Here is a 21,053-nt window from a genome sequence, read left to right as displayed (position 1 = left end):
GGAAGGCGCGAAGCGTCGCAGAGGCACAAGATGCCAGGCGAGAGGCTAGAGGGAAGGCGCGAAGCGTCGCAGAGGCACAAGATGCCAGGCGAGAGGCTAGAGGGAAGGCGCGAAGCGTCGCAGAGGCACAAGATGCGAGGCGAAAGGCCGGCGGAAAGGCGGGAAGGTTGCAGGTTGCAGGTGCGAAGGTGATGCGTTGAACGTCAGTTCTCAGTTCTTAGTTCTCAGTTCTCAGTTCTCAGTTCTCAGTTCTCAGTTCTCAGTTCTCAGTTCTCAGTTCTCAGTTCTCAGTTCTTGGCTCAATGTTGCTAATCGTTCGCACAACACGGCATCGTTACATCGTACCGCGTGAAGACGTTGCGACTCTCCGCGCCGTCAGTCGGCGCACCGGCACGGACCAGGAGGCAGACAGAGATCCATCCGCCATCGCAGTAGAACTCGGAGCATTTCTCGACCCGGAAGACGTCAGCGAGATGCAGCGACGACACGCCCTGATTGTCCCCCTGCGACGACGCACCATCGCGCTGCTCGTCGATGCAGTGGATAACCTGATCGATCATGCCGTCGTTCGACCGCTGCCGCTGCTGCTGCGCGAACGTCTGCGTGAACCGTGGGCGACCGGCGTGCTTATGATTGATGAACACCCCGTTGTGCAGATCGATGTTCGGGCGATTGCGCGCAGTGTTCTGCTGAAAAGAACACGCGATACAGAACAGAAGTGAGCGTCGTATGGAACAGGTCTCGAATCGTCAGATATTCGCCAGTGTCATTACCAATCCGCAAAGCCAGGATGAAGATCGCGCCAGAGTGCTGATGCACCTAACGATAGTTTTCGGCGGCGTCGCGGGCGCCGGGTGCGTATTGGCGATTTCTCTCGCGCTGATCGGCATCATACCGCAACAGGTTATCAGCGCCGCCTTTGGAGTCGTCGCAATGGTCGCGGCAATTGTCGGCGGCACGCTCGGCGCGCTCCGCGCGGGCAGGCATACGATGGCATCGAACATCTTCCTGTACGGCTCGCTCATCTATGTCATCGGCATGATCTACCTGGCCGGCGGCGTGTCCGGTCCTGCCAGCGTCGCATTTCTGTTCCCGATTGTGGTTTCCGGGCTGTTCGGGCGCGCTGCGGAAAGTCCACGGCTGTTCGGCGTGGCGCTCGTGTCGTATGTCGCTCTCGCCATTGCTGAAACTACCGGCATCATTCAGCCGCAGAACGACCTGCCAGGGCTGCCGCGCACCCTGGCGTTCATCATTTTCTTCACCAGCGTCGGCGGCTTGCTGACCTACGTCGCATCACTCTGGTCCACGAGTACAATGCGGTTTCTGGAGCAAACCAGATCGCAATCGGAAGAGTTGTACGAAACCAATCAGCGGTTGATCGAAAAGAATATTCAGCAGGTCGAATTGGGAAGTGAACTCTCGGCGGCAGCCACCGAATTACTGCGCGCCTCGCACGAGCAGGCGAGCGGCGCCTCCGAGCAGGCCAGCGCTGTGTCACAGGTAAGCACTACCATCGAGGAATTGGGTTCAACCGCCCGTCAGATTGCGATTGCCGCCGAGCAGGTGGCGGAAGCGGCGCGGCAGACGCTCGAGAATCTGAGCGAAGGGCAGGAAGCCGTCGATAAAAGCATTCAGGCGATGGATCGCATTCGCAGCCGCATGCAGGACGTATCGGCGCGCGTCTTGAACCTTGGCGAGCGGTCGCAGCAGATCGGCGAGATTATTGATCTGATCAACGACCTTTCCGATGAAACGCACCTGCTGGCGCTCAATGCCGCCATCGAAGCCGCCGGCGCGGGTGAGCACGGGCGTCGGTTTGCGGTTGTGGCGGCTGAGGTCAAGAGCCTGGCCAACCGCGCGCTCGTCGCTGCAAAAGAGGTCAAAGGCGTCATTGCCGAGATCCAGCAGGCGACCAATGCAGCCGTGCTGGCTGCCGAAGAGGGCGGCAAAGAAGTCGCCGCTGGCGTCGAACTTGCCCATAGCGCCGGTCAGGTCATGGACGCGATCGTGATGGTGGCGGAGCGCACCGCGCAGAGCAGCGCCGAAATCAATCTGGCGACCGCGCAGCAGCAGAGCGCCAGCGAGCAGGTGGTGGAAACCATGCGTGAGATCGCTGATGTGGCGCGTCGTACTGCAGCAGGCGCACGTCAGGTGCAGGACGCCGCACAACGCCTGACTGCCATTGCTAACCGCCTGCATGGTCTCTCCCGTGATGGGGATGAGGCGGAAAGCAAGAGACAGAGATGAGGCGACAGGTTGAAGGTCCGAAGGTCAACGGAAGGAACTATATAATCGTCTATGGATCTGGCGTCGTTCTACAGTCAATTTCGTGATGAAACGGCGGAAAACATCCGCATCGTCACCGAAGGTCTCATGGCGCTCGAAGGCAACGGCCTGGAGGGTGAGGCGCGCCGTGAGCGAATCGACGCCATCTTTCGCGCCATGCACACCATTAAGGGTTCGGCGCGGATGCTCGGTCTCGAAGAGATTGGCAAAGTTGCGCATACCTGCGAGCACATTCTGGCAGCGGTGCGCGATGGTCAGCGCATGCTTGATCGCTTCCTGACCGATGAACTGTTGAAAGGGAGCGACGCGATCCTGGAGTTGCTCGCCGCCACGATTGACGGGAAACCTTCGTCGATCGATGTTGAGACGCTGACGAACCGTCTCGGTCGGGGAGTGCCGCAACCGGCGCCTTCGGCTGAAACGCCGGTCGTGACCCTGACCCTGGTTGAGCCAGCACAACCGCCGGGTGATGAGGGAGCGCCGCAATCTACGCCCAAAAGCGAACGCGAACGCTCACGCCAGACAGTGCGGGTGCGCGTGGATCGGCTGAATCAGTTGCTGAACCTGGCAGGTGAGTTGTCGATCGGCAGGCAGATCGAAAAGGAGCACCTTCAGGCGTTGGAAGAGCTGAAAGGGTTGCTCGAACGCCAGCAACGGTCATTGCTGACCCTCGAATCTGAGCTGCGGCGGGTGCGTCTTGCGCCCACACAGCGTGAACTGTTCGACCGCGAAATGAACGGCGCGCTGAACGCAGGCGAACGCGCCGATTCCATCGTCCGCACGCAACTCGAGCGCATCGGGCAGCATACGACGCACAAAGCACAGTTGATCGACGACCTCGAACAGGAGGTTATGGCGATGCGACTGACGCCGGTGGCAACCCTCTACGCCAACCTTCCACGCGCAGTGCGCGAACTGGCCCGCGATCTCGGCAAGGAGACGTCCCTGCGGCTGATAGGTGAAACGACCGAACTGGATCGGAAGGTCATCGAGGCGCTCGCCGATCCCATGGTGCACCTCATTCGGAATGCTATCGATCACGGTATCGAGCCGGCTGAGGAGCGTGAGCGGTTGGGGAAGCCGCGCCAGGGATTGATCGAAATCGCAGCCCAGGCGCACGGTGGTCGGGTGCTGATCAGCGTGCGCGATGATGGACGCGGTATGGAACCGCAGCGGCTGCGAGAAACGGCGCTGCGCAAGGGGTTGATCAGCGCCGAAGCAGCAGCGGCGCTCTCGGATCAGGAAGCGCTGGAACTGATCTTCATGCCGGGGTTTACCACAGCAAATATCATCACCGACGTGTCGGGACGGGGTGTTGGGATGGATGTGGTTCGCACCAATCTCGCCGAGATTGGCGGTGAGGTGCAGATCGAATCACAGCCTGGCGCCGGCACGACGATCATGCTCTCATTGCCGCTGACGCTGGTTACCACACGGGTGTTGCTCGTCGAGTCCGGCGGTCAGTTATTCGGTTTCCCGGCGTCCGGCTGTCAGGGAACGGTATGGGTACGGCGCAACCAGGTTCGCACCATCGAAGGTCGAGCGGTGTTTCAGCACAATCAGGCGCTGGCGCCGCTCCTGCGGCTGGATGAACTGCTGGGCATTGCGAACGGGTATCCGTTCGCCAACGCGACGCGCGTGCCGGCGCTGCTGATCGGTGGTGCGCGCCGCCCTATGGCGCTGCTGATCGACCGCATGGTGGACGAGCGCGAGGCCGTGATCAAGCCGCTTGGACCGCTCCTGGAAAAACAGCGGCGTTACAGCGGCGCATTGCAACTCGGGGATGGACGACTGGCGCTGCTGCTCAACCCGATGTTCCTGACGCAACTGGGACGTGGTACAGCGCTTGTTGCGCAGACGCCGGAGCAGAGCCAGCGACGCCGCGCACGCTTGCTCGTGGTGGACGACTCCTTCGCCACACGAGAGTTGATCCGCAGCATCCTGAGCGCCGCCGGGTACGAGGTGGCGACCGCCGTTGATGGACTCGATGCGCTTGACAGACTCCGCGCCGAAACCTACGATCTCGTCGTCAGCGACGTTGAAATGCCCCGTGTGGACGGTTTTACCCTGACCAGTCGCATTCGCAGTGAATTGGGCAAGACCGATCTGCCGGTCATCATCGTGACCAGTCTGGCATCGGAAGCACATCGGCGACGCGGGTTGGAAGTCGGTGCGCAGGCATATATCGTCAAAAGTCAATTCAATCAGAATAACCTGCTGGAGACGATCCGGCAGTTGATCGGCATGTCATGATCCTATGTCTTCTATCGTTGCTCGGGTCCCATAGACCGGTTGCGACGCGAAAGGACACACAGCGTACTATGGCGGAAAAGATTCTGGTAGTCGACGACAGCAAACTGGTGACCGATATCGTCAAGATGCGACTTGGCATGTATGGCTACGAGGTGCGCCTGGCGCACAGCGGCGAAGAGGCCCTCAAAGCCATCGAAGAAGAAGTGCCCGACCTGCTGGTGCTCGATGTGCATATGCCGGGAATCGACGGGTATGAGGTCTGTCGCCGGCTGCGCGACAACCCGGCGCTCGATGATCTGCGCATCATTATGCTGACGTCGAGCGACGACAAACACGCCGCATTCGAGGCAGGCGTCGATGACTATCTGAACAAGGATGTCGATCTGCTCAACCTGCCAAATCGGGTCAAAATGATCCTGGAGATGGAGTAGCACAAGAGATGACCGTACTCCTGACAGGCAAGGTCTGAAGAATGCCAGAAGCGCATCCTGGACTCACACGATGCGCCGCCGGATCCATCGGCGGCTTGTTGGTGTGAATGCATGTTCTGTTACCGCGTATCGTTTACGCTGAACCGAAATGAGTTGACGCATGACCAGGACCATCCGTGTTGTTGTCGTGGACGACTCGGCTCTAATGCGGCGTTTCATCACCGATATGCTCCAGCGTGATTCGGCTATCGAGGTGGTTGGCGTCGCATCGAACGGGCGCGAGGCGATCGAGGTGGTGCAACGTCTGCGCCCCGATGTCGTGACCATGGATGTGCGCATGCCGGTCATGGATGGCTTGGCGACGACGGAACACCTGATGGCGTATTGTCCGACGCCAATTCTGGTGCTGACCGCCTCGCTCGCCAGTTATGAGGTGGATATCACCTTCAAGATGCTTGGCGCCGGTGCGCTCGAAGTGGTCGAGAAACCACACGGCGGCGATGCGCGCGCGATCGAGCACGCCGCGCGCGATCTGGTACGGCGTGTCAAGATCTTGTCGCGGGTCAAGGTCGTCACTCATCTGCGCGGTCGGCGCCGTACATCCGGCAACGATCACGCCTTCCAACTGGCATTCCCGGCTCATCAGACCCCTGCGCATGACGTACAACCGGCAACTCCGCCTGTTGCGACGATCGTCCCGCCGATCAGCAGCGCCTCCAATACGCCGCTTCCTCCGGTTGTCGTCATAGGCGCAAGCACAGGCGGGCCGCGCGTCATTAACCAGATCATTGCCGGTCTGCCACAGGCATTCCCCGCCGCCGTACTGGTTGTGCAGCACATTGCAGAAGGCTTCAGCGAAGGGATGGCGGAATGGCTGGCAAGCGCCGGCGCGCTGCCGGTGCACGTAGCCCGTGAAGGATCGCCTATTCGTGCCGGCGAAGTGCTGATTGCTCCTGATCGACGCAATCTGTTGGTGACGCGCCAGGGAACAGTTCATTTGAGCGATGCGCCGCTGCTGATTCAGCGACCGTCCATTGATGTCACAATGCAGGCGGTTGCCGAGGTATACGGCGCGCGCGCGGTTGGCGTGCTCCTCACCGGTATGGGGCGCGATGGAGCGTATGGGATGCGGGCGCTCTATCACCGGCAGGCGTACACGATTGCACAGGACGAGACGAGTTGCGCCATTTTTGGCATGCCGCGCGCTGCCATTCAGTTGGGCGTCGTGCGCGAGGTGCTGCCGCCGGATGTCATTGCATTGCGATTGGTGGACGTGGTGTCCGGGTTGGTTGCAGGTTGAAGATGCGAAGGTGAAGTGAGGCAAGAGGCGAAGAGCGAGGGGCAAAAAGGTGCAGAGAAGATCGGCGTATTGGCGCCCTCTGCGCTCTCTGTGGTTCAAAAAACAGGTGTACAGGTTGAACACGAACGAGTGACATGAGCACAGCGCACGATCTGTTCGTTCCTCCGCCAGTGCGTCTCTCGCAAGAGGCGTTTGACCGGTTGCGCACCCTGCTGGCGGATTACAGCGGCGTCTATCTGGACACGGCGCAGCAGCGCGTGCTGGAAGCCGGTCTGTCGCAGCGCATAGCGGCGCTCGGCGAAACGCTCGCAGCCTACGAGCAACGCATCAGCGTGCCAGCCGGGCGCAATGAACTCCACCGTCTGGCGGAGATGGTGGTCAACCATGAGACCTTTTTCTTTCGCAATGCACCGCAGATGCGCGCGCTGCGCGAGATTCTGCTCCTTGAATTGCACCATCGCAAGCCGCCGGGCGAACCGATCCGCATCTGGAGCGCCGGGTGCGCCACCGGCGAAGAAGCGTATTCGCTGGCGATCACCGTGCTGGAAACCTTTGGTCTGGCGATTGTGCGCCCGGTCGAGATCTGGGCGACCGATCTGAGCGCACTGGCGCTCGAAAAGGCACGGGCTGGCTTCTATCGGGGCCGCTCTCTCAACAATGTGACACCGGCGCTGCTCAATCGCTACTTTGTTCGACAGGGCGATGGCTTTCTGGTATCAGACGCCGTGCGTGCGCTGGTGCGTTTCGAGCAACTGAATCTGCTCGAAGCCTTTCCGCCAACCGCGTATGGCGTCGACGTGATTTTCTGTCAGAATGTAACCATCTATTTTCGCCCGGAAACGCGGCGATCATTGATCGAGCGGTTCCATCGTTGCCTGCCTGAACACGGGTTGCTCTTTCTGGGGTTTTCCGAAACGCTCTGGAACGTCTTTGATGGGTTTCGCTCACGCGAAGTGTCGGGGGCGTATGTCTACCAGAAGGTCGATCTGCCCGACCGATTAGTGCAGCATCGCCCCACCCGACGCCGACCGTCGCCGGCGGAACAGCCCCGGCGACGTGCGCCATCGGTCGTTGAAGCGTCGCCCAACTCCTCCCGAAAGCCGCAACTGCCTGTTGTTTCGATAACCCCGCAAGCCGGTGATGAGGAGTCCAGCCGTGTCGGACAGGCGCAAGCCCTGATTGATGCCGGCAAGATCGACGAGGCGATGAACCTGCTGCGCAGCATTCGCCCCAACTCACCGCTGACGCCGCATGCGCTGGTGCTGGTGGCGCGGGTGCATGCCGATCGCGGCGAACTCGACCTTGCCATTGCCGAGGCGCGCCGCGCGCTCGAAATTGATGCATTGCGCGGTGACGCCTATCTTCTCATCGGAACGATCTACGCACGCCAGGGGCAGTGGCATGAGGCGATCCAGGCGCTCGAACGCGCGCGCTACCTGGTTCCCAATGCCGCGCTGGTCTCCTACCACCTGGCGCTGGCATACCGGCAGGCAGGAAAGCCGGAGCAGGCAATGCGCGAGTTTCGCAGTGCGCTCAACAAACTGGCGGCGTACCGTCCTGAGGATCTCCTCGAAGGCGTCGAAGTGGGTTGGTTGCGCGCCACATGTGAGCAACACCTGGGCCTATAACACATTATGCGAAAACGCTACAAACAACCGGGCTGCCATTTCACATTGCTCAGCCATACGGCGACGGGCATTCCACGGCGCGCCAGGCGTCCGGCGCCGCCGCAACCGCAGATCAGCCCGGAAGAAGCACGGCGTCAGGCTGAGATTGAACGCGAACTCCTCCTGGCGCGCGATATCCAACAGGGGTTGCTGCTCGAAGCAGTGCCCTGCCTGCCTGGATGGGAGATCCACGCTATTTCGCTACCGGCGCGCGACCTGGGGGGCGATCTGTACGATTTTTTGCCGCTTGGTGATGCGCGTCATGGCATCATGATCGGCGATGTTTCCGGCAAGGGTTTGCCGGCGGCGTTACGGATGGCCGTCGCACGCACCGTCTTTCGCTATGCTGCGCGCCGCGGCGCCGCGCCGGGCAGCACGCTGGCTGATGTCAACCGCGGGATCATCGCCGATATTCCGCAGGGCATGATCACCATGCTCTACGCCACGCTCGATCTGCGGCATGGCACGGTGCAGATCGCCAATGCCGGTCATCATTACCCCTTGCTGCTGAATGGACGTGTGAGTGAACTGGAACTGTCGGGGTTGCCGCTCGGCGTGGATGACGATGCCAGCTACGAAGAGATCTGCACCGCGATCGAACCGGGCAACACCGTAATCATGTACACCGATGGCGTCGTCGAAGCGACCAATAGCGCCGGCGAGTATTTTGGGTACGAGCGACTCGAGCGCCTGCTGGTCGAAGGCGCGGCATTGAAACCGCGTGCGCTGGTGGCGCGTCTGTTGCACGAACTGCGCACCTGGAGCGATGCCGGGCAGGACGACGACATTACCGTTGTGGCGGTACGGCGGCGACTCGAACGCCTGGCAGAAGAACTACGCAGCATTATGCACGATGTGTTGGGTGACGAACGCGGCGAGAAGGCATGGCTAACCTTGCCGCATCCTGGCGACGCAGACGTGACCGTGTGGACCGAAGCATTGCCAGAGATCATCAAAGTGGCGCAGGGGCATTTTGGGCGTGGTCTGGCGCGTGAGTTGAATGCGCAGATTCGTCTGGCGCTCGAAGAGTATCGCGATCATGAAAAAATGTGACCAAGGCGCTACTAAACTGCAATCGAGTCGCTTTCATGAGCGCAGGGGTTCATAGTACAATAAGGGAGAGCGTCAACCAGAAGCGACGCCAAACGCCGACCGGTGAAGGGCACAGGTAGACGATGAGTTCGACAGAACCGCTCAATTTCATGCCGCTCGATCTGGACACGTTCAGCGGGAGCGAGCGATTCATGGCCGGGACGCGCCTGGGAGCAGCGTTTGGACAGGGCATTCGCGCCTACCTGCGCGCGGACTACGCCAATGCGATCGAACACTTCAAGGCGGCGCTGATCGCCGCCTATATCGAAGGAGAAGAGCGTGCTCAGATCTATGATCGTGAACGCGCGATCATCTACCTCTACATCGGCAATGCACTGGCGTATCAGGAGGATTGGGAAGGAGCGCTGCGCGAGTACCTGGAAGCCGTACAGACCGATCCGCAACTGTCGGAGGCGCACTATAACCTGGGCGTCGCATTTGCGGCGCAGGGGCGTCTTGATCGCGCGATTGCCGCCTTCAAGGAAGCCATCGAGCACAACCCGCGCCTGTACGAAGCGCACTTCTCGCTGGGGCGCTGCTATCAGCGCCTCGACGACGCCGGGCGGGCGTATATTCACTACGACCAGGCATGTCAGGCGCGTCCGCAGGCAGCCGAACCGCGCTACTACATGGGGTTGATGCACCAGAGCCACGGTGCGCACGAATTGGCGCAGCGCTGTTTCGCCGAGGCATTGCGCGTCGAGCCGACCTTCGTCTCGCCAGAGTTGCAGGACGAAGTGCTGGTCAATCGTTCGGAAGAGGAAGTTGCGCAATGGTACTATCGGCTCAGCAACGACCTGAAGCAGCAAGGGTACGAAGAGGAGGCGGAACGGATCTACCGCGCCCTGCTTCAATGGCGACCGGAAGAGCACTATGCGCGATATCTGCTCGGCAACCTGCTGGCGCGCGCGCGGCGTCTCGATGAGGCGCTCGAAGAGTATGCCCAAATCCCGCCGCAGGACAAGTATTATGTCGATGCGCGCATTCGTATCAGCGCCATTCTCAAGTTGCAGAACAAAATGCGCGAAGCATACGATACGCTCTTCGAGTGCGCCCGACTGCATCCCAACAATGGCCAGTTGTTCCTGAACATGGGCAAGCTGCTCTACGATATGAACAAGCACACGGGCGCCGTCAAGGCGTTCGAGCGCGCCGTGCAGTTGCTCCCCAACGACCCGCAGGCGCACTATCTGCTGGGGTTCATGTACAACCTGATGGGGCGTGAAGGATGGGCGCTGGCTGCCTGGCGCAAAGCGGTCGAACTGGCGCCGGATGCGCATTCGCTACGCTACGACCTTGGCTACATGTATGTGCGGCGCAACCGCTACGACCTGGCGGCGAAAGAATTTGCGCGCGTGCTCCAATTCTGGCCCGACGATGTCGAAACGAATTTTATGCTCGGATTGTGCTACAAAGAATTGATGGAACCGGCGCGCGCTATTCCGCTGTTCGAAAAAGTGTTGCGACGCAATCCGCGCCACGTGCAGGCGCTCTACTACCTGGGTGCGTCGTACCTGCAGATCGGCAATACCTCGCTGGGTAAAGCCTATCTCAGACGGTATGACTACCTGGCAAGTCAAGAACAGGCAAGCACTCCCGCGTCGCGTCGCGCCATGCGGCAGCGCAGCGTCGGCATGGTGGGTTCATCGTAAGCGTTGAGGAGCGACGTGTCCATGCAACAAGTCCTGGTGAACATTCCTTCTGTGCCGATATTCGAGCGTGTCGTGCGCGCCAGCGCCGATGAGGTCGGTCGTGCGTTGGGGTTCAGCGCCGAGCGCGTTGAGGACCTGAAACTGGCCGTCAGCGAGGCGGTGAATAATGCCATCGATCATGGCAATAAACGTCAGCCCGGAAAGCTGGTGGAAGTTGTCTTTGCGCTGCACAGCGACAAACTCGAGGTCCACGTGACCGATGAAGGCAGCGGCGTCGAGACGGTCGATTTTTCCCGAAAGGTTATCGAAGATCAGAATCTCGATGCAGGGATGTATCGCGGCTTTGGCATGTACCTCATTAGCGCCCTGGTCGATGACTGCGAGGTGAATTCGTCACAGTCAGGCACAACATTGACTCTACGTCTCTATCGGAGGAACCAGGACCATGACGAATGAGATGAACGAAGTGATCCATCGGGAAGAGTTTGGCGATGTTGCGGTGCTGCATATTATGACCAACAGCGTCGATGCGGTCTCGGCGAGCGCCATCGAAGCCACCGCAACTGCGACGGCAATGCGCCCGATTACCGTCCTCGATTTTGCCAATGTGTCGTTTATCAACTCGGCGGGCATTTCCGCCCTGCTCAAGTTTGTTGTGTCGGCTAAGAAGTCGGGGTACACGCTGTATGCCATGAATGTGACCCCGCACCATCAGAAGGTGTTCAAGATGGTCGAGATGTCGCGCTATATGCCCCCCATCGAGGAACGCGACCTCGCAGCATATCGGTAGGGAGACGCAGGGCAGAGACGTTGCACTGCGACGTTGCCCCTAAGGATGGCGGGTGTTGCACGTCGCATCTGTAACGAGGGTAGGCGGGTAGGGGCGCGCTGCTGGCGCGCCCCAAGCGGTACAATTGAGTAAGGTTGCACGTGGGAAGGCGGGCAGGGGCGAGCGGACTGCTCGCCTATCGCATAGCGCAGAGAGCGACTGTTTCTTTTGCCCCATGGCCAACTGGAAGCGCTCCAGCGTCTTGCCCAACATCGCCCCTCGCGCCGCTCCGTGTTTGTGGCGTTTCCGCTGGTCGGCACAACCTCTGAGTTGCAGCGCTATCCAGATTTGCTCGATGCGACGTGGTTGCTGGACGTCGCTTCTCCTTCTCTGAAGAATATGCAGCAGCCAGGACGCAGGAATGGTTGTCATAACGTCTATGTCGCGCCAGGAAGCATTGTTCTTCGCTCGGAGCAGGTCGCCGGAGAGGCTGTGTGGCTCAGCAACCTGATAAATAAACTTCTTGATGATCCGAGTACGAGTATTGGTATTGATATTCAGCCTAAACCTCTTGAGCCTGAACCTCGTAAGCCTGAACCTCGTAAGCCTGAACCCGAACTCCTGGAAGTCATCCTGAAAGAAGCCCCGTCGCTTGCAGGCGCCACCCTGGCAGCGCTGTTTATCCCTGGTGTCAACGGATTCTAAGATGAATGCAAGAAAGGCGTCGGGGCGAGGAAAATACGCTTTGCACTCCGAAAACGCCCCGCTTGAAAAGACCCCTCTGCTCCCCGCGCCCGGTGTTCAGGGTTCAGAGAGTTGGTTCTTGGCGCTCGGTTCTCATACTCATGCGCGGTCGTTTGTACAATACCGCCGGAGTGCTGCGGCAGGACGCCCGGCCGCTACGGGCGAAAGCCCTCGCTGAGGACGCAGTTCGACCATGCTCACCGCAAGTGAAAGCCCCGCTGGGGCTACTGATGACGATGTACCATCCCCGACTACCGCTGCGCGCATTCGTTGCGCCTTGCACAACGAATGCGCGAACATCTTGTTTGACTGACCGCAATTTAGTATCGGTTCTCGGTTCTCAATCCCACACCGCTGCCGTTGACAATGAAGACCATATTGGTCAACGGTCGATGCAACAAGAAGCCGCGCTGAAAACGCCGGCAGCCGCCGGCTTCGCCCTGTTCCGGTTCGATAGCCCGCCCCAATCTGGAGCGCACATCGGCATTGCGTGCCTACAGGCGGTCAAAGCCACGTTCTGGTGCGTCCAATCCGGCAGGCGGGTTCGGCAGTACTGGAGGAATTCCTTCGCTCAACCTCCCGTCTGCCACCCGTGTTTCATGGTATACTATAAACAGTACTGACCAGTCAGTCGATAGGCGGGCACATGGTTCACCTAACCGACAAGCGTTCTTCCGATCAGCAGAGCACCCGCGAGCGCATTCTCGAAGTGGCGCTGGATATTTTCTCGTCGAAAGGGTACCACGAGGCGCGCCTGGATGACATTGTCGAGGCGGCGCGTATCTCGAAGGGGTCGATCTACTTCCACTTTCCAAACAAGGAGCACCTCTTTCTGGCGCTGGTCGATCAATTCGCCGACCTGATCGAGCGGCGCGCTACCGAAGCCATCGAGCGCCAGCCGCGCGCCGGGATCGACCGGGTGCGCGCAGCGATCATGGCGGTGATCGAGACCTTCGGCAAGTATCGCCGTCCCGCCAAAATCCTGCTGGTGCAGGCCGTCGGATTGGGGGCGCCTTTCGAGAAAAAGCGACTGGAAGTGACCGATCGCTTCGCGGCGCTGATCAAGCGCCATCTCGATGAAGCCGTGGCTGTCGGTGAGATCCAGCCGATCGATACCACGGTAGTGGCGCACGCCTGGATGGGCGCGATTTACAACCTGGTCATTCGCTGGGTGATGACCGGCGATCCGCCAGCCGAGCGTATCCCGCCCACGCTGGTGCCGTTGTTGCTGCGGAGTGTCAATTATCCGGTGGAGGAGAAACAGGGCAACGCCGTATAAGGATAGAGGCGCGAGGCGAGAGGTGCGAGGTGCGAGGCGAGAGGCGAGAGGCGAGAGGCGCGAGGCGAGAGGTGCGAGGTGCGAGGCGCGAGGCGCGAGGCGCGAGGCGCGAGGCGCGAGGTGCGAGGCGAGAGGTGCGAGGCGAGAGGTGCGAGGCGAGAGGTGCGAGGCGCGAGGTGCGAGGTGAATGCGATGCCCTGAGCCTGCGAAGGGTTGAACGCATCATCCACTGTGATCCCTCACCAGCGTACATCGGCTGTTGTACGAATGATCGCGCATTAGCATCAGTTCCTGGTTCTTAGTTCTCAGTTCTCAGTTCTCAGTTCTTAGTTCTCAGTTCTCAGTTCTCAGTTCTCAATGACCAAATCCTTCCAACAACACTACGGTCGTCTGATCAGCCTGAGCATGCCGTGCCCTGGCGTGTCTCCCGCTGACCTGTTGCGTCACGCACGTGGGCAGCCGCGGTCGTTCTGGGAGAGTGCGCGCGACGGGGTGGCGTTCGCCGGGATGGGGATCGCGGTCGAATTGATGGCGTGGGGCGCCAATCGCTTCGCCGAGATTGAGAAGCAGGCGCGTGTGTTGTTCGAGAATGCAGTGATGCTCGATGAGCGCGAGCCGCTGGCAGCGCCGCGACTTTTCGGCGGCTTTGCGTTCCATAACGACTTCGTGCCCGATCTGGCATGGGCGGATTTCCCGCCGGCGCATTTTGTGCTGCCGCACTACCAACTGGTGCGCGTCCGCGATTCGTTCTGGTTGACGCTGAATATTCACGCGCCGCCTGGCGAAGACCCGCGTGCGCTGGAGTCCGACCTGCGTGAGGCGCTGCTGGCGCAGATCGATCGCCTGCAGAGCGCGCCGCCGTCGCCGCCGCCTCCTTCACCGGCGCGCCTGGCGTATCCCATGCCGTTCGAACAGTGGGCGCGCAGTGTCGAACGGATTGTCTGGCAGATCAATGCGGGCAACCTGAAGAAGGTCGTGCTGGCACGAATTGCCGAGGCGTCGTTCAAAGCGCCGGTGGATGTCGATAGCGCGCTGGCATACCTGGAACAGCGCTACCCCGACACCTATCGCTTTCTCTTCGAGCCGCGCCCCGGACGCGCATTTTTCGGCGCGACGCCGGAATTGCTGGCGCAGGTGAGCGGTGACCGGGTGACGACGATGGCGCTGGCGGGCAGCATCCGGCGTGGCGCGACGCCCGAAGAAGATGAACGGCTTACAGCGGCGCTGCTGGATAGCGCGAAGGATCGCCACGAGCATCAGATCGTGGTCGATGAGGTGCGCAACCGCCTGGCACCGCTGACGAGTCGCCTGGATGTAGGTGCAACCAGGGTGATGCGGCTGAGCAACATTCAGCACCTGCACACGCCGATTGGCGGTGTGCTGCGCCAACCGCGCGGTGTACTGCCGGTCGTGGCGACGCTCCACCCGACGCCGGCGCTCGGCGGCGAGCCACGCGAAGCGGCAATGCGCCTGATCGCAGAACTGGAACCGGCGCCGCGCGGCTGGTACGCCGCGCCCGTCGGCTGGATCGACCGGCGCCTGGATGGGCAATTCGGGGTTGCCATTCGCTCGGCAGTGGTCCAGACGACCCGCGCCTGGCTGTATGCCGGCGCCGGGATTGTCGCCGCAAGCGACCCGCAACGCGAATGGGACGAAACGAACCTCAAGTTCCGCCCGATGATCGAGGGGTTGGGGGTTTAGAGGTAAGAGGTGCGCGGCGAGAGGTTTTTCATGTCTTCCATCGCTGTTCTCCTTTTAGTTGGGGGTTCAGAGGTAAGAGGTGCGCGACGAGAGGCGAGAGGTTACGGGTGGAAAGGTTGCCGGTCGGGACGCAGAGGAAGTGCAGGTTACAGGTAGAGACGTTGCACTGCACCGTCTCTCGATTGCCGTGGTACTGCAACACCTTTGCAGGTGATGGTCTGGAAGGAACGCCACCGACCTTCGAGGTCTCTGCCATGAGTTCTGGCAGTCTCCCGAAGCGCCGCAGTCGGAACAGTCTGCGACCTTGGCGGATGTGACCGTCACCAGCGGGGGAGCGGGGCGCTTTCCGGGTCGTCGTCCAGCACAGCGCATGTGCCGGGTGCGGCGCATCTTATCGGAGGTGTCGGTCACCGACAGGGGAGCGGGGCGCTTTCCGGGTCGTCGTCCAGCACAGCGCATGTGCCGGGTGCGGCGCATCTTATCGAAGGTGTCGGTCACCGGCGGGATCGGTTCTCGGTTCTCGGTTCTCGGTTCTCGGTTCTCGACATGCCCAATCGCAACTTTCTCTACGCCACCACACTGGTCGATGAGCTTGCCCGCGCCGGGCTGCGATACGTGTGCCTGGCGCCGGGGTCGCGCAATACGCCGCTGGTGCTGGCATTCGCCCAACATCCAGCGATTCGAGTCTTTTCGCACCTGGACGAGCGCAGCGCGGCGTTCTTCGCGCTCGGTCTGGCGTTGGCAACCGATACGCCAACCGCAGTGGTCTGTACGTCCGGTTCGGCGGCGGCGAACTTCTTCCCGGCGATTGTCGAGGCGCATCAGGCGGAGGTTCCGTTGCTGGCGCTGACGGCGGATCGCCCGCACGAGTTGCGCGACAGCGGCGCCAACCAGACGATCGATCAGGTGAAGATGTTCGGCAGTTTTGCGCGCTGGAGCGTCGATGTGGCGCTGCCGGAGGCGACGCCGCCGCCGGTTGCGCTGCGCAACCTGCGAACGCTGGCGGCGCGCGCGATGACGATCGCTAGCGGTGAGCCGCGCGGCGTGGTGCATCTGAACCTGCCGTTTCGCGCGCCGCTGGAGCCGACCCCCGTAGCGGGCGATATGACAGAACCGCCGGCAGCGGCGCAGCCGCGTGACCGTGATGCGCCGTATACGCAGGTCTTGAAGGCAGCGCCTGCCGCGCCGCAGGAAGCGGTCGTCGAGCAGATTGCCGCAATCTTCGAACAGCACGAGCGCGGTCTGATCGTCTGCGGTCCGCGTTGCCCTGGCGGGGCGTTTGGCGCGTTGGTGAGCGAACTGTCGCAGTGCACCGGCTACCCGGCGCTGGTCGATGGCGTGTCGGGGGTGCGCTTCGGCTATCCTGGCGTGATCGGCGGGTATGAGTCGTTCCTTTTCGGCGAGCACCCCTTCTCGCCGCCAGAGGTTGTGCTGCGGTTCGGCGCGGTTCCCACCTCGAAGTGGCTCAATCAGTACCTCGACACAGCAGCGTCGCCGGTCGTCATCCATGTGCGCGCCAGTGGCGTATGGGCGGATGACAGTCATCGGGTGAGCCACTTCGTTGTGGCTGACGAAACCGCCTTCATTCGCGCGCTGCTCCCGCGCCTGACCGAACGCCGGAGTGCGTGGATGCAGCGTTTCGCCGAAGCGGAGGCGCGGGTGTGGGCAGCCGTCGAAGCCGGAATTGCCAACGAGCCGTACTTTGATGGGGGCGCGGTGTATGACGTGATCGACCTGCTGCCGGAGGGCGCCTCGCTCTTCGCCGGCAACAGTCTGCCGGTGCGCCATCTCGATCAGTTCGGCAAACCAGGGATGAAGCGCATTCATGCGTTTGCGAACCGGGGCGCGTCGGGGATCGACGGGAATATCTCGACGGCGCTCGGCATTGGCGCAGGACGGCCGGACGCGCCGCTGGCGGCGATTGTTGGCGACATTACGTTCTACCACGATATGAATGGGTTGCTGGCGGTGCGGCGCTGCGGCGTTCCGGCGACGATTGTGCTGCTCAACAACGACGGCGGCGGCATTTTCCACCGCCTGCCGATCAACCGGTTCGACCCGGAGTTCACCGACTATTTCCTAACGCCGCATGGACTCGACTTTGCGCCTGCGGCGAAGATGTACGGTCTGGAATATGTGCTGGTAAAGGATCGTGAGGCGTTCCGCAGCGCCTTCCGCGCCAGCATCGACGCGCGCGCTGCAACCCTCATCGAACTGCGCACCGATGCGCGCATCGACCTGGCGCGACGGAATGCCATTATGAGAGCAATATAGAAGGAGAATACGATGGCGCGTTTTATACCCACACTCTCATCGCTGGTCGAATGGACCGAAGTCAAGGAGTACGAAGACATCACCTTCCACATTGGCGGGGGAATTGCCCGCATCGCCTTCAATCGCCCTGAAATTCGCAACGCTTTCCGCCCCAAAACAATCGATGAGATGACCGAGGCTGTTCTGTCCGCCTGGCACAACCAGGATGTCGGCGTCGTCATCCTGACCGGCAATGGTCCGAGTCCGAAGGACGGCAAGTACGCCTTCTGTTCCGGCGGCGACCAGACAGTGCGCGGGCAGGCGGGGTACATCGATGACGAGGGGGTTGCGCGGTTGAATGTGCTGCAACTGCAACGCTACATCCGCACTATGCCAAAGCCAGTGATCGCCGCCGTCGCCGGGTATGCCATCGGCGGCGGGCATGTGCTGCACGTGATCTGCGACCTGACGATCGCGGCGGAGAATGCGATCTTCGGGCAGACCGGTCCGATCGTCGGGAGCTTCGACGCTGGGTTTGGCTCGAGTTATCTGGCATCAATCGTCGGGCAGAAGAAGGCGCGCGAGATCTGGTACCTCTGCCGCCAGTACAATGCGCAGCAGGCGCTGGAGATGGGGCTGGTCAACACAATCGTGCCGGTGGACGAACTGGAAGATGAGGCGGTGCGCTGGGCGCAGGAGATTCTGGAGAAGAGTCCGATCGCCATCCGCTTCCTCAAGGCGGGCTTCAATGCTGACCTCGATGGTCAGACCGGCATTCAGGTGCTGGCAGGCGACGCGACCATGCTCTTCTATATGACCGAAGAGGGCAACGAGGGCAGGAAAGCCTACCTGGAGAAGCGCAAACCCGATTTCTCGAAGTTCCCCCGCCGTCCATGATGCGCGACTGGCTCTCGGCGCAGGCGCTAGCGCGCCCTGACGGCGCGGCGCTGTTCGTTGGCGAAGCGACGCTGACCTACCGCGCGCTGCACGAACAGACAGCGACGTTCGCTGCCCGTCTCGCAGCAGCCGGCGTCGAGTGCGGCACGGTCGTTGGCGTGTTGCTGTCGAACCGGCTCGAAGCGGCGCTGGCGATTCACGCCGCGCCGCGCCTCGGTGTGACGCTGGCGCTGTTCAATACGCGCCTGACCCCGGCGGAACTCGATGTGCAGGTGCGTGCAGCGGAGTGTTGCGTGCTGGTGTGTGAGCACGATACCCTGCCGGCAGCGCTGGCGCTTCCTTCGGCGCCCCGCGTGCTGTGTGTCGATCCGGTCAATGACCCGCGCCTGACGCCAATCGACCGGCTTGCCGGGGATGGCGCTGCGTACTGCGAAGGCGCCATCGACCTCGACGCGCCGTTTGTGATCATCTTCACTTCTGGCACCACCGGAACACCACGCGGCGCCGTGCTACCCTATGGCGCATTCTTCGCCAGCGCCATGGCATCGGCGTACCGCATTGGCGTCGTGCCGCACGACCGCTGGCTCTGCGTGCTGCCGAACTACCACGTTGGCGGGTTGAGCATCCTGCTGCGGTCATGCCTCTACGGCACGGCGGTGGATCTCTGGCAACGCTTCGACGCTCCGGCGATCATGGAACGGTTGAGACGTGCGCCGGTGACACTCATCTCGCTGGTGCCAACGATGCTCTACCGGCTGCTTGAACAGGCTGGCACTGCACCGCCGCATCTGCGACTCGTGCTCCTCGGTGGGGCTGTCGCGCCCCCTGATCTACTGGAGCGCGCCCTGGAAGCAGGATGGCCCATTGCCACGACCTATGGACTGACCGAGGCGGCATCGCAGGTGGCGACGGCACTGCCTGAAGAGGTGCGCCGCAAGCCCGGCAGCGTCGGGCGACCGCTGATCTTCACCCGCGTGCGGGTCGTGGACGACCAGGAGCGCGATCAGCCTCCCAACGTCTACGGCGACATCGTGGTGCAGGGTCCGACCCTCATGCGCGGCTACCTCGGCACCATGCCGCTCGCCGCTGATACCTGGCTTCCCACGGGGGACATCGGCTACCTCGACGCCGACGGCGACCTGTGGGTGGTGCAACGGCGCAGCGACCTGATCATCAGCGGTGGTGAGAACATCTACCCGGCGGAAGTCGAGCAGGTGTTGCGCCAGCACCCGGCAGTCGCCGATGTCGCGGTGGTCGGCGTGCCATCGGCGGAGTGGGGGCAACAGGTCGGCGCCGCCATCGTTCTGCGCGATCCAGCGGTGAGCGTTGAGGACATCATGGCGTTCAGCCGCACCCGGCTGGCGGGGTACAAACAACCGCGCGTTGTCCGTATCGTCGACGAGTTGCCGCGCACTGCGTCGGGGAAGGTGCTGCGAGCGGCGGTGACGGAGTTGTTGCAGGCGCCAACGTGACCGTCACCTCCGCCAGGCGCCCCGCTCCCCGCCGGTGACCGTCACCTCCGCCAGGCGCCCCGCTCCCCGCCGGTGACCGTCACCTCCGCCAGGCTGCGCCTCACCGCCCAACATGCTGCGCCGGGCGATGACCACGCAACCGCCTGTCACCCCGCAGTGACCGTCACCTCCGCCAGGATCGGCGCAATACCAGGGTCTGGGAGCGGCAGGCGGAGCAATGCGCAACGGAAGGCACTGCAGAACAATCAACAGGACGCCTCCAAACGCAAGAACGCCGGTGATCAGACCGGCGATTGCCCCTCGTTTTGCTGCATTGCTCATCTGAACTTCCCCGTTGCTCGAAGTGTACCATAGAACGCCATCTTACTCTTGACAAAGAAAAACAAACGCTGTATATTTACACCGTAAATATAACTTCGCCTGTTCCCTGGAAGCCTATGTCACCGCGACCACGCAAAGACGAGCGCAGCATCAATCTGCAAGAGGCGATCAAAGAGACCGCCTGGCAATACATCGCCAAATATGGCGCTCCCGCCCTGAGCCTGCGCGCAATCGCGCGCGCACTGGAAATTACTGCGCCCGCGATCTACAACTACTATCCCGACCGCGATGCGCTGGTGACGGCGCTGATCATCGACGCCTACACGTCCTTTGGCGATGCACAGATCGCCGCGCGTGACGCCTTCCCGGAGGAGGACATCATCGGGCGGTTACACGCCATCGGGCATGCGTACCGCCGGTGGGCGCTGGCGCATCCGCAGCGCTACCAGCTCATCTTCGGCACGCCGGTTCCCGGTTACGTCGCGCCGATGGAACAGGTCCTTCCATCTGCGGTGCGGGCGTTCGGCGTGCTCGTCAGCGTGGTGGAAGCTGCGCGCCGCGCGGGAACATTGCGGGCCGACTCGTTCCCGCCGATCAAACCCGGATACGAAGCGGCGCTTGAAGAATGGAAACGGTTCAGCGGCGACGCCGATGTGCTGTCGCTCTCGGTAGCGCTGCTGATCTGGGCGCGGGTTCATGGAATGGTTTCGCTGGAAATCGCCGGGAGTCTGCCTCCGTTCGGCGCTGGCGTCGATGCGCTCTACAAATACGAGATTGTGTCCATCGAGCGGCAGTTTTTCAGGGAGGGAGAGAGTTGAGATTCATACCGGCGCAATAAAGTGACGAAGCGCTCTTCTGTCACGCAGGAAGATGGATTTGCTTCGCTCACAATGACGCCTGACCATCAGTTGTTCGGATAAGCTCGAAAGCGATATG

General features: G+C 61.6%; 19 protein-coding genes. 17 read left to right on the top strand and 2 right to left on the bottom strand.

Annotated elements, in window-relative coordinates; translation table 11 throughout:
• Positions 1–302: 302 nt before the first annotated feature.
• The 11 genes from AC3EA7_RS03100 to AC3EA7_RS03050 all read left to right on the top strand — a co-directional run bounded on the left by AC3EA7_RS03100 (position 303) and on the right by AC3EA7_RS03050 (position 12,155).
• The gene (locus AC3EA7_RS03100) at positions 303–722 is read left to right on the top strand and encodes a chemotaxis protein CheW (RefSeq protein ID WP_488612561.1); all 420 of its coding nucleotides are present in this window, start codon (positions 303–305) and stop codon (positions 720–722) included.
• 7 nt (positions 723–729) lie between these two features.
• Positions 730–2,247 carry a methyl-accepting chemotaxis protein gene (locus AC3EA7_RS03095; protein ID WP_488612560.1) on the top strand — a complete coding sequence of 506 codons (1,518 nt, stop codon included), beginning with the start codon at positions 730–732 and terminating at the stop codon, positions 2,245–2,247.
• Between the two features lie 51 nt (positions 2,248–2,298).
• The gene (locus AC3EA7_RS03090; RefSeq protein WP_488612559.1) at positions 2,299–4,539 is read left to right on the top strand and encodes a hybrid sensor histidine kinase/response regulator; all 2,241 of its coding nucleotides are present in this window, start codon (positions 2,299–2,301) and stop codon (positions 4,537–4,539) included.
• Between the two features lie 68 nt (positions 4,540–4,607).
• Positions 4,608–4,970 (top strand): response regulator, encoded by a 363-nt coding sequence (locus tag AC3EA7_RS03085; protein WP_411855112.1) that lies wholly within the window; start codon positions 4,608–4,610, stop codon positions 4,968–4,970.
• Positions 4,971–5,130: 160 nt separating this feature from the next.
• Entirely contained in the window at positions 5,131–6,270 is a 1,140-nt protein-coding gene (gene cheB, locus AC3EA7_RS03080; protein ID WP_488612558.1) for a chemotaxis-specific protein-glutamate methyltransferase CheB, read from the top strand.
• Between the two features lie 134 nt (positions 6,271–6,404).
• On the top strand, positions 6,405–7,898 hold the full coding sequence (locus tag AC3EA7_RS03075) for a CheR family methyltransferase (RefSeq protein ID WP_488612557.1): 1,494 nt from the start codon (positions 6,405–6,407) through the stop codon (positions 7,896–7,898).
• A gap of 6 nt (positions 7,899–7,904) precedes the next feature.
• A complete protein-coding gene (locus tag AC3EA7_RS03070; protein ID WP_488612556.1) occupies positions 7,905–8,990 on the top strand; it encodes a PP2C family protein-serine/threonine phosphatase in 1,086 nt (361 codons plus the stop codon).
• Between the two features lie 122 nt (positions 8,991–9,112).
• Positions 9,113–10,681: a tetratricopeptide repeat protein gene (locus tag AC3EA7_RS03065; RefSeq protein ID WP_488612555.1), complete on the top strand. Its 1,569-nt coding sequence runs from the start codon at positions 9,113–9,115 to the stop codon at positions 10,679–10,681.
• A 21-nt stretch (positions 10,682–10,702) separates the two neighbouring features.
• Positions 10,703–11,137: an ATP-binding protein gene (locus AC3EA7_RS03060; protein WP_488612554.1), complete on the top strand. Its 435-nt coding sequence runs from the start codon at positions 10,703–10,705 to the stop codon at positions 11,135–11,137.
• Complete coding sequence (locus AC3EA7_RS03055) at positions 11,127–11,471, top strand: STAS domain-containing protein (protein WP_488612553.1); 345 nt, start codon at positions 11,127–11,129, stop codon at positions 11,469–11,471. The genes AC3EA7_RS03060 and AC3EA7_RS03055 overlap by 11 nt, the downstream gene beginning before the upstream one ends.
• 276 nt (positions 11,472–11,747) lie before the next feature.
• The gene (locus tag AC3EA7_RS03050; protein ID WP_488612552.1) at positions 11,748–12,155 is read left to right on the top strand and encodes a hypothetical protein; all 408 of its coding nucleotides are present in this window, start codon (positions 11,748–11,750) and stop codon (positions 12,153–12,155) included.
• Positions 12,156–12,514: 359 nt separating this feature from the next.
• On the opposite strand, the gene AC3EA7_RS03045 is transcribed toward AC3EA7_RS03050, so the two are convergent.
• Complete coding sequence (locus AC3EA7_RS03045; protein WP_488612551.1) at positions 12,515–12,673, bottom strand: hypothetical protein; 159 nt, start codon at positions 12,671–12,673, stop codon at positions 12,515–12,517.
• A 167-nt stretch (positions 12,674–12,840) separates the two neighbouring features.
• Between AC3EA7_RS03045 and AC3EA7_RS03040 the strand changes: the two genes are divergently transcribed.
• From AC3EA7_RS03040 to menE, 5 genes are all read left to right on the top strand, one after another.
• Entirely contained in the window at positions 12,841–13,473 is a 633-nt protein-coding gene (locus tag AC3EA7_RS03040) for a TetR/AcrR family transcriptional regulator (protein WP_488612550.1), read from the top strand.
• A gap of 357 nt (positions 13,474–13,830) precedes the next feature.
• Positions 13,831–15,174: an isochorismate synthase gene (locus AC3EA7_RS03035; RefSeq protein ID WP_488612549.1), complete on the top strand. Its 1,344-nt coding sequence runs from the start codon at positions 13,831–13,833 to the stop codon at positions 15,172–15,174.
• A gap of 546 nt (positions 15,175–15,720) precedes the next feature.
• Positions 15,721–17,448: a 2-succinyl-5-enolpyruvyl-6-hydroxy-3-cyclohexene-1-carboxylic-acid synthase gene (gene menD, locus AC3EA7_RS03030; RefSeq protein WP_488612548.1), complete on the top strand. Its 1,728-nt coding sequence runs from the start codon at positions 15,721–15,723 to the stop codon at positions 17,446–17,448.
• A 12-nt stretch (positions 17,449–17,460) separates the two neighbouring features.
• Positions 17,461–18,324 (top strand): 1,4-dihydroxy-2-naphthoyl-CoA synthase, encoded by an 864-nt coding sequence (gene menB, locus AC3EA7_RS03025; RefSeq protein WP_488612547.1) that lies wholly within the window; start codon positions 17,461–17,463, stop codon positions 18,322–18,324.
• Entirely contained in the window at positions 18,321–19,796 is a 1,476-nt protein-coding gene (gene menE / locus AC3EA7_RS03020; protein ID WP_488612546.1) for an o-succinylbenzoate--CoA ligase, read from the top strand. The genes menB and menE overlap by 4 nt, the downstream gene beginning before the upstream one ends.
• A 3-nt stretch (positions 19,797–19,799) precedes the next feature.
• Here the strand turns inward: menE and AC3EA7_RS03015 are convergent, their stop codons facing one another.
• Entirely contained in the window at positions 19,800–20,117 is a 318-nt protein-coding gene (locus AC3EA7_RS03015) for a hypothetical protein (RefSeq protein ID WP_488612545.1), read from the bottom strand.
• 116 nt (positions 20,118–20,233) lie between these two features.
• Between AC3EA7_RS03015 and AC3EA7_RS03010 the strand changes: the two genes are divergently transcribed.
• Positions 20,234–20,935 carry a TetR/AcrR family transcriptional regulator gene (locus AC3EA7_RS03010; RefSeq protein ID WP_488612544.1) on the top strand — a complete coding sequence of 234 codons (702 nt, stop codon included), beginning with the start codon at positions 20,234–20,236 and terminating at the stop codon, positions 20,933–20,935.
• Positions 20,936–21,053 lie beyond the last annotated feature (118 nt).

It is taken from the genome of Roseiflexus sp. (assembly GCF_057785375.1).
This window is presented reverse-complemented; position numbering and strand designations above follow the sequence as displayed.

Coding starts and splice junctions, on each gene's coding strand:
- AC3EA7_RS03100 (WP_488612561.1), top strand. CDS start 303: ATGTTGCTAATCGTTCGCACAACACGGCATCGTTACATCGTACCGCGT.
- AC3EA7_RS03095 (WP_488612560.1), top strand. CDS start 730: ATGGAACAGGTCTCGAATCGTCAGATATTCGCCAGTGTCATTACCAAT.
- AC3EA7_RS03090 (WP_488612559.1), top strand. CDS start 2,299: ATGGATCTGGCGTCGTTCTACAGTCAATTTCGTGATGAAACGGCGGAA.
- AC3EA7_RS03085 (WP_411855112.1), top strand. CDS start 4,608: ATGGCGGAAAAGATTCTGGTAGTCGACGACAGCAAACTGGTGACCGAT.
- cheB (WP_488612558.1), top strand. CDS start 5,131: ATGACCAGGACCATCCGTGTTGTTGTCGTGGACGACTCGGCTCTAATG.
- AC3EA7_RS03075 (WP_488612557.1), top strand. CDS start 6,405: ATGAGCACAGCGCACGATCTGTTCGTTCCTCCGCCAGTGCGTCTCTCG.
- AC3EA7_RS03070 (WP_488612556.1), top strand. CDS start 7,905: ATGCGAAAACGCTACAAACAACCGGGCTGCCATTTCACATTGCTCAGC.
- AC3EA7_RS03065 (WP_488612555.1), top strand. CDS start 9,113: ATGAGTTCGACAGAACCGCTCAATTTCATGCCGCTCGATCTGGACACG.
- AC3EA7_RS03060 (WP_488612554.1), top strand. CDS start 10,703: ATGCAACAAGTCCTGGTGAACATTCCTTCTGTGCCGATATTCGAGCGT.
- AC3EA7_RS03055 (WP_488612553.1), top strand. CDS start 11,127: ATGACGAATGAGATGAACGAAGTGATCCATCGGGAAGAGTTTGGCGAT.
- AC3EA7_RS03040 (WP_488612550.1), top strand. CDS start 12,841: ATGGTTCACCTAACCGACAAGCGTTCTTCCGATCAGCAGAGCACCCGC.
- AC3EA7_RS03035 (WP_488612549.1), top strand. CDS start 13,831: ATGACCAAATCCTTCCAACAACACTACGGTCGTCTGATCAGCCTGAGC.
- menD (WP_488612548.1), top strand. CDS start 15,721: ATGCCCAATCGCAACTTTCTCTACGCCACCACACTGGTCGATGAGCTT.
- menB (WP_488612547.1), top strand. CDS start 17,461: ATGGCGCGTTTTATACCCACACTCTCATCGCTGGTCGAATGGACCGAA.
- menE (WP_488612546.1), top strand. CDS start 18,321: ATGATGCGCGACTGGCTCTCGGCGCAGGCGCTAGCGCGCCCTGACGGC.
- AC3EA7_RS03015 (WP_488612545.1), bottom strand. CDS start 20,117: ATGAGCAATGCAGCAAAACGAGGGGCAATCGCCGGTCTGATCACCGGC.
- AC3EA7_RS03010 (WP_488612544.1), top strand. CDS start 20,234: ATGTCACCGCGACCACGCAAAGACGAGCGCAGCATCAATCTGCAAGAG.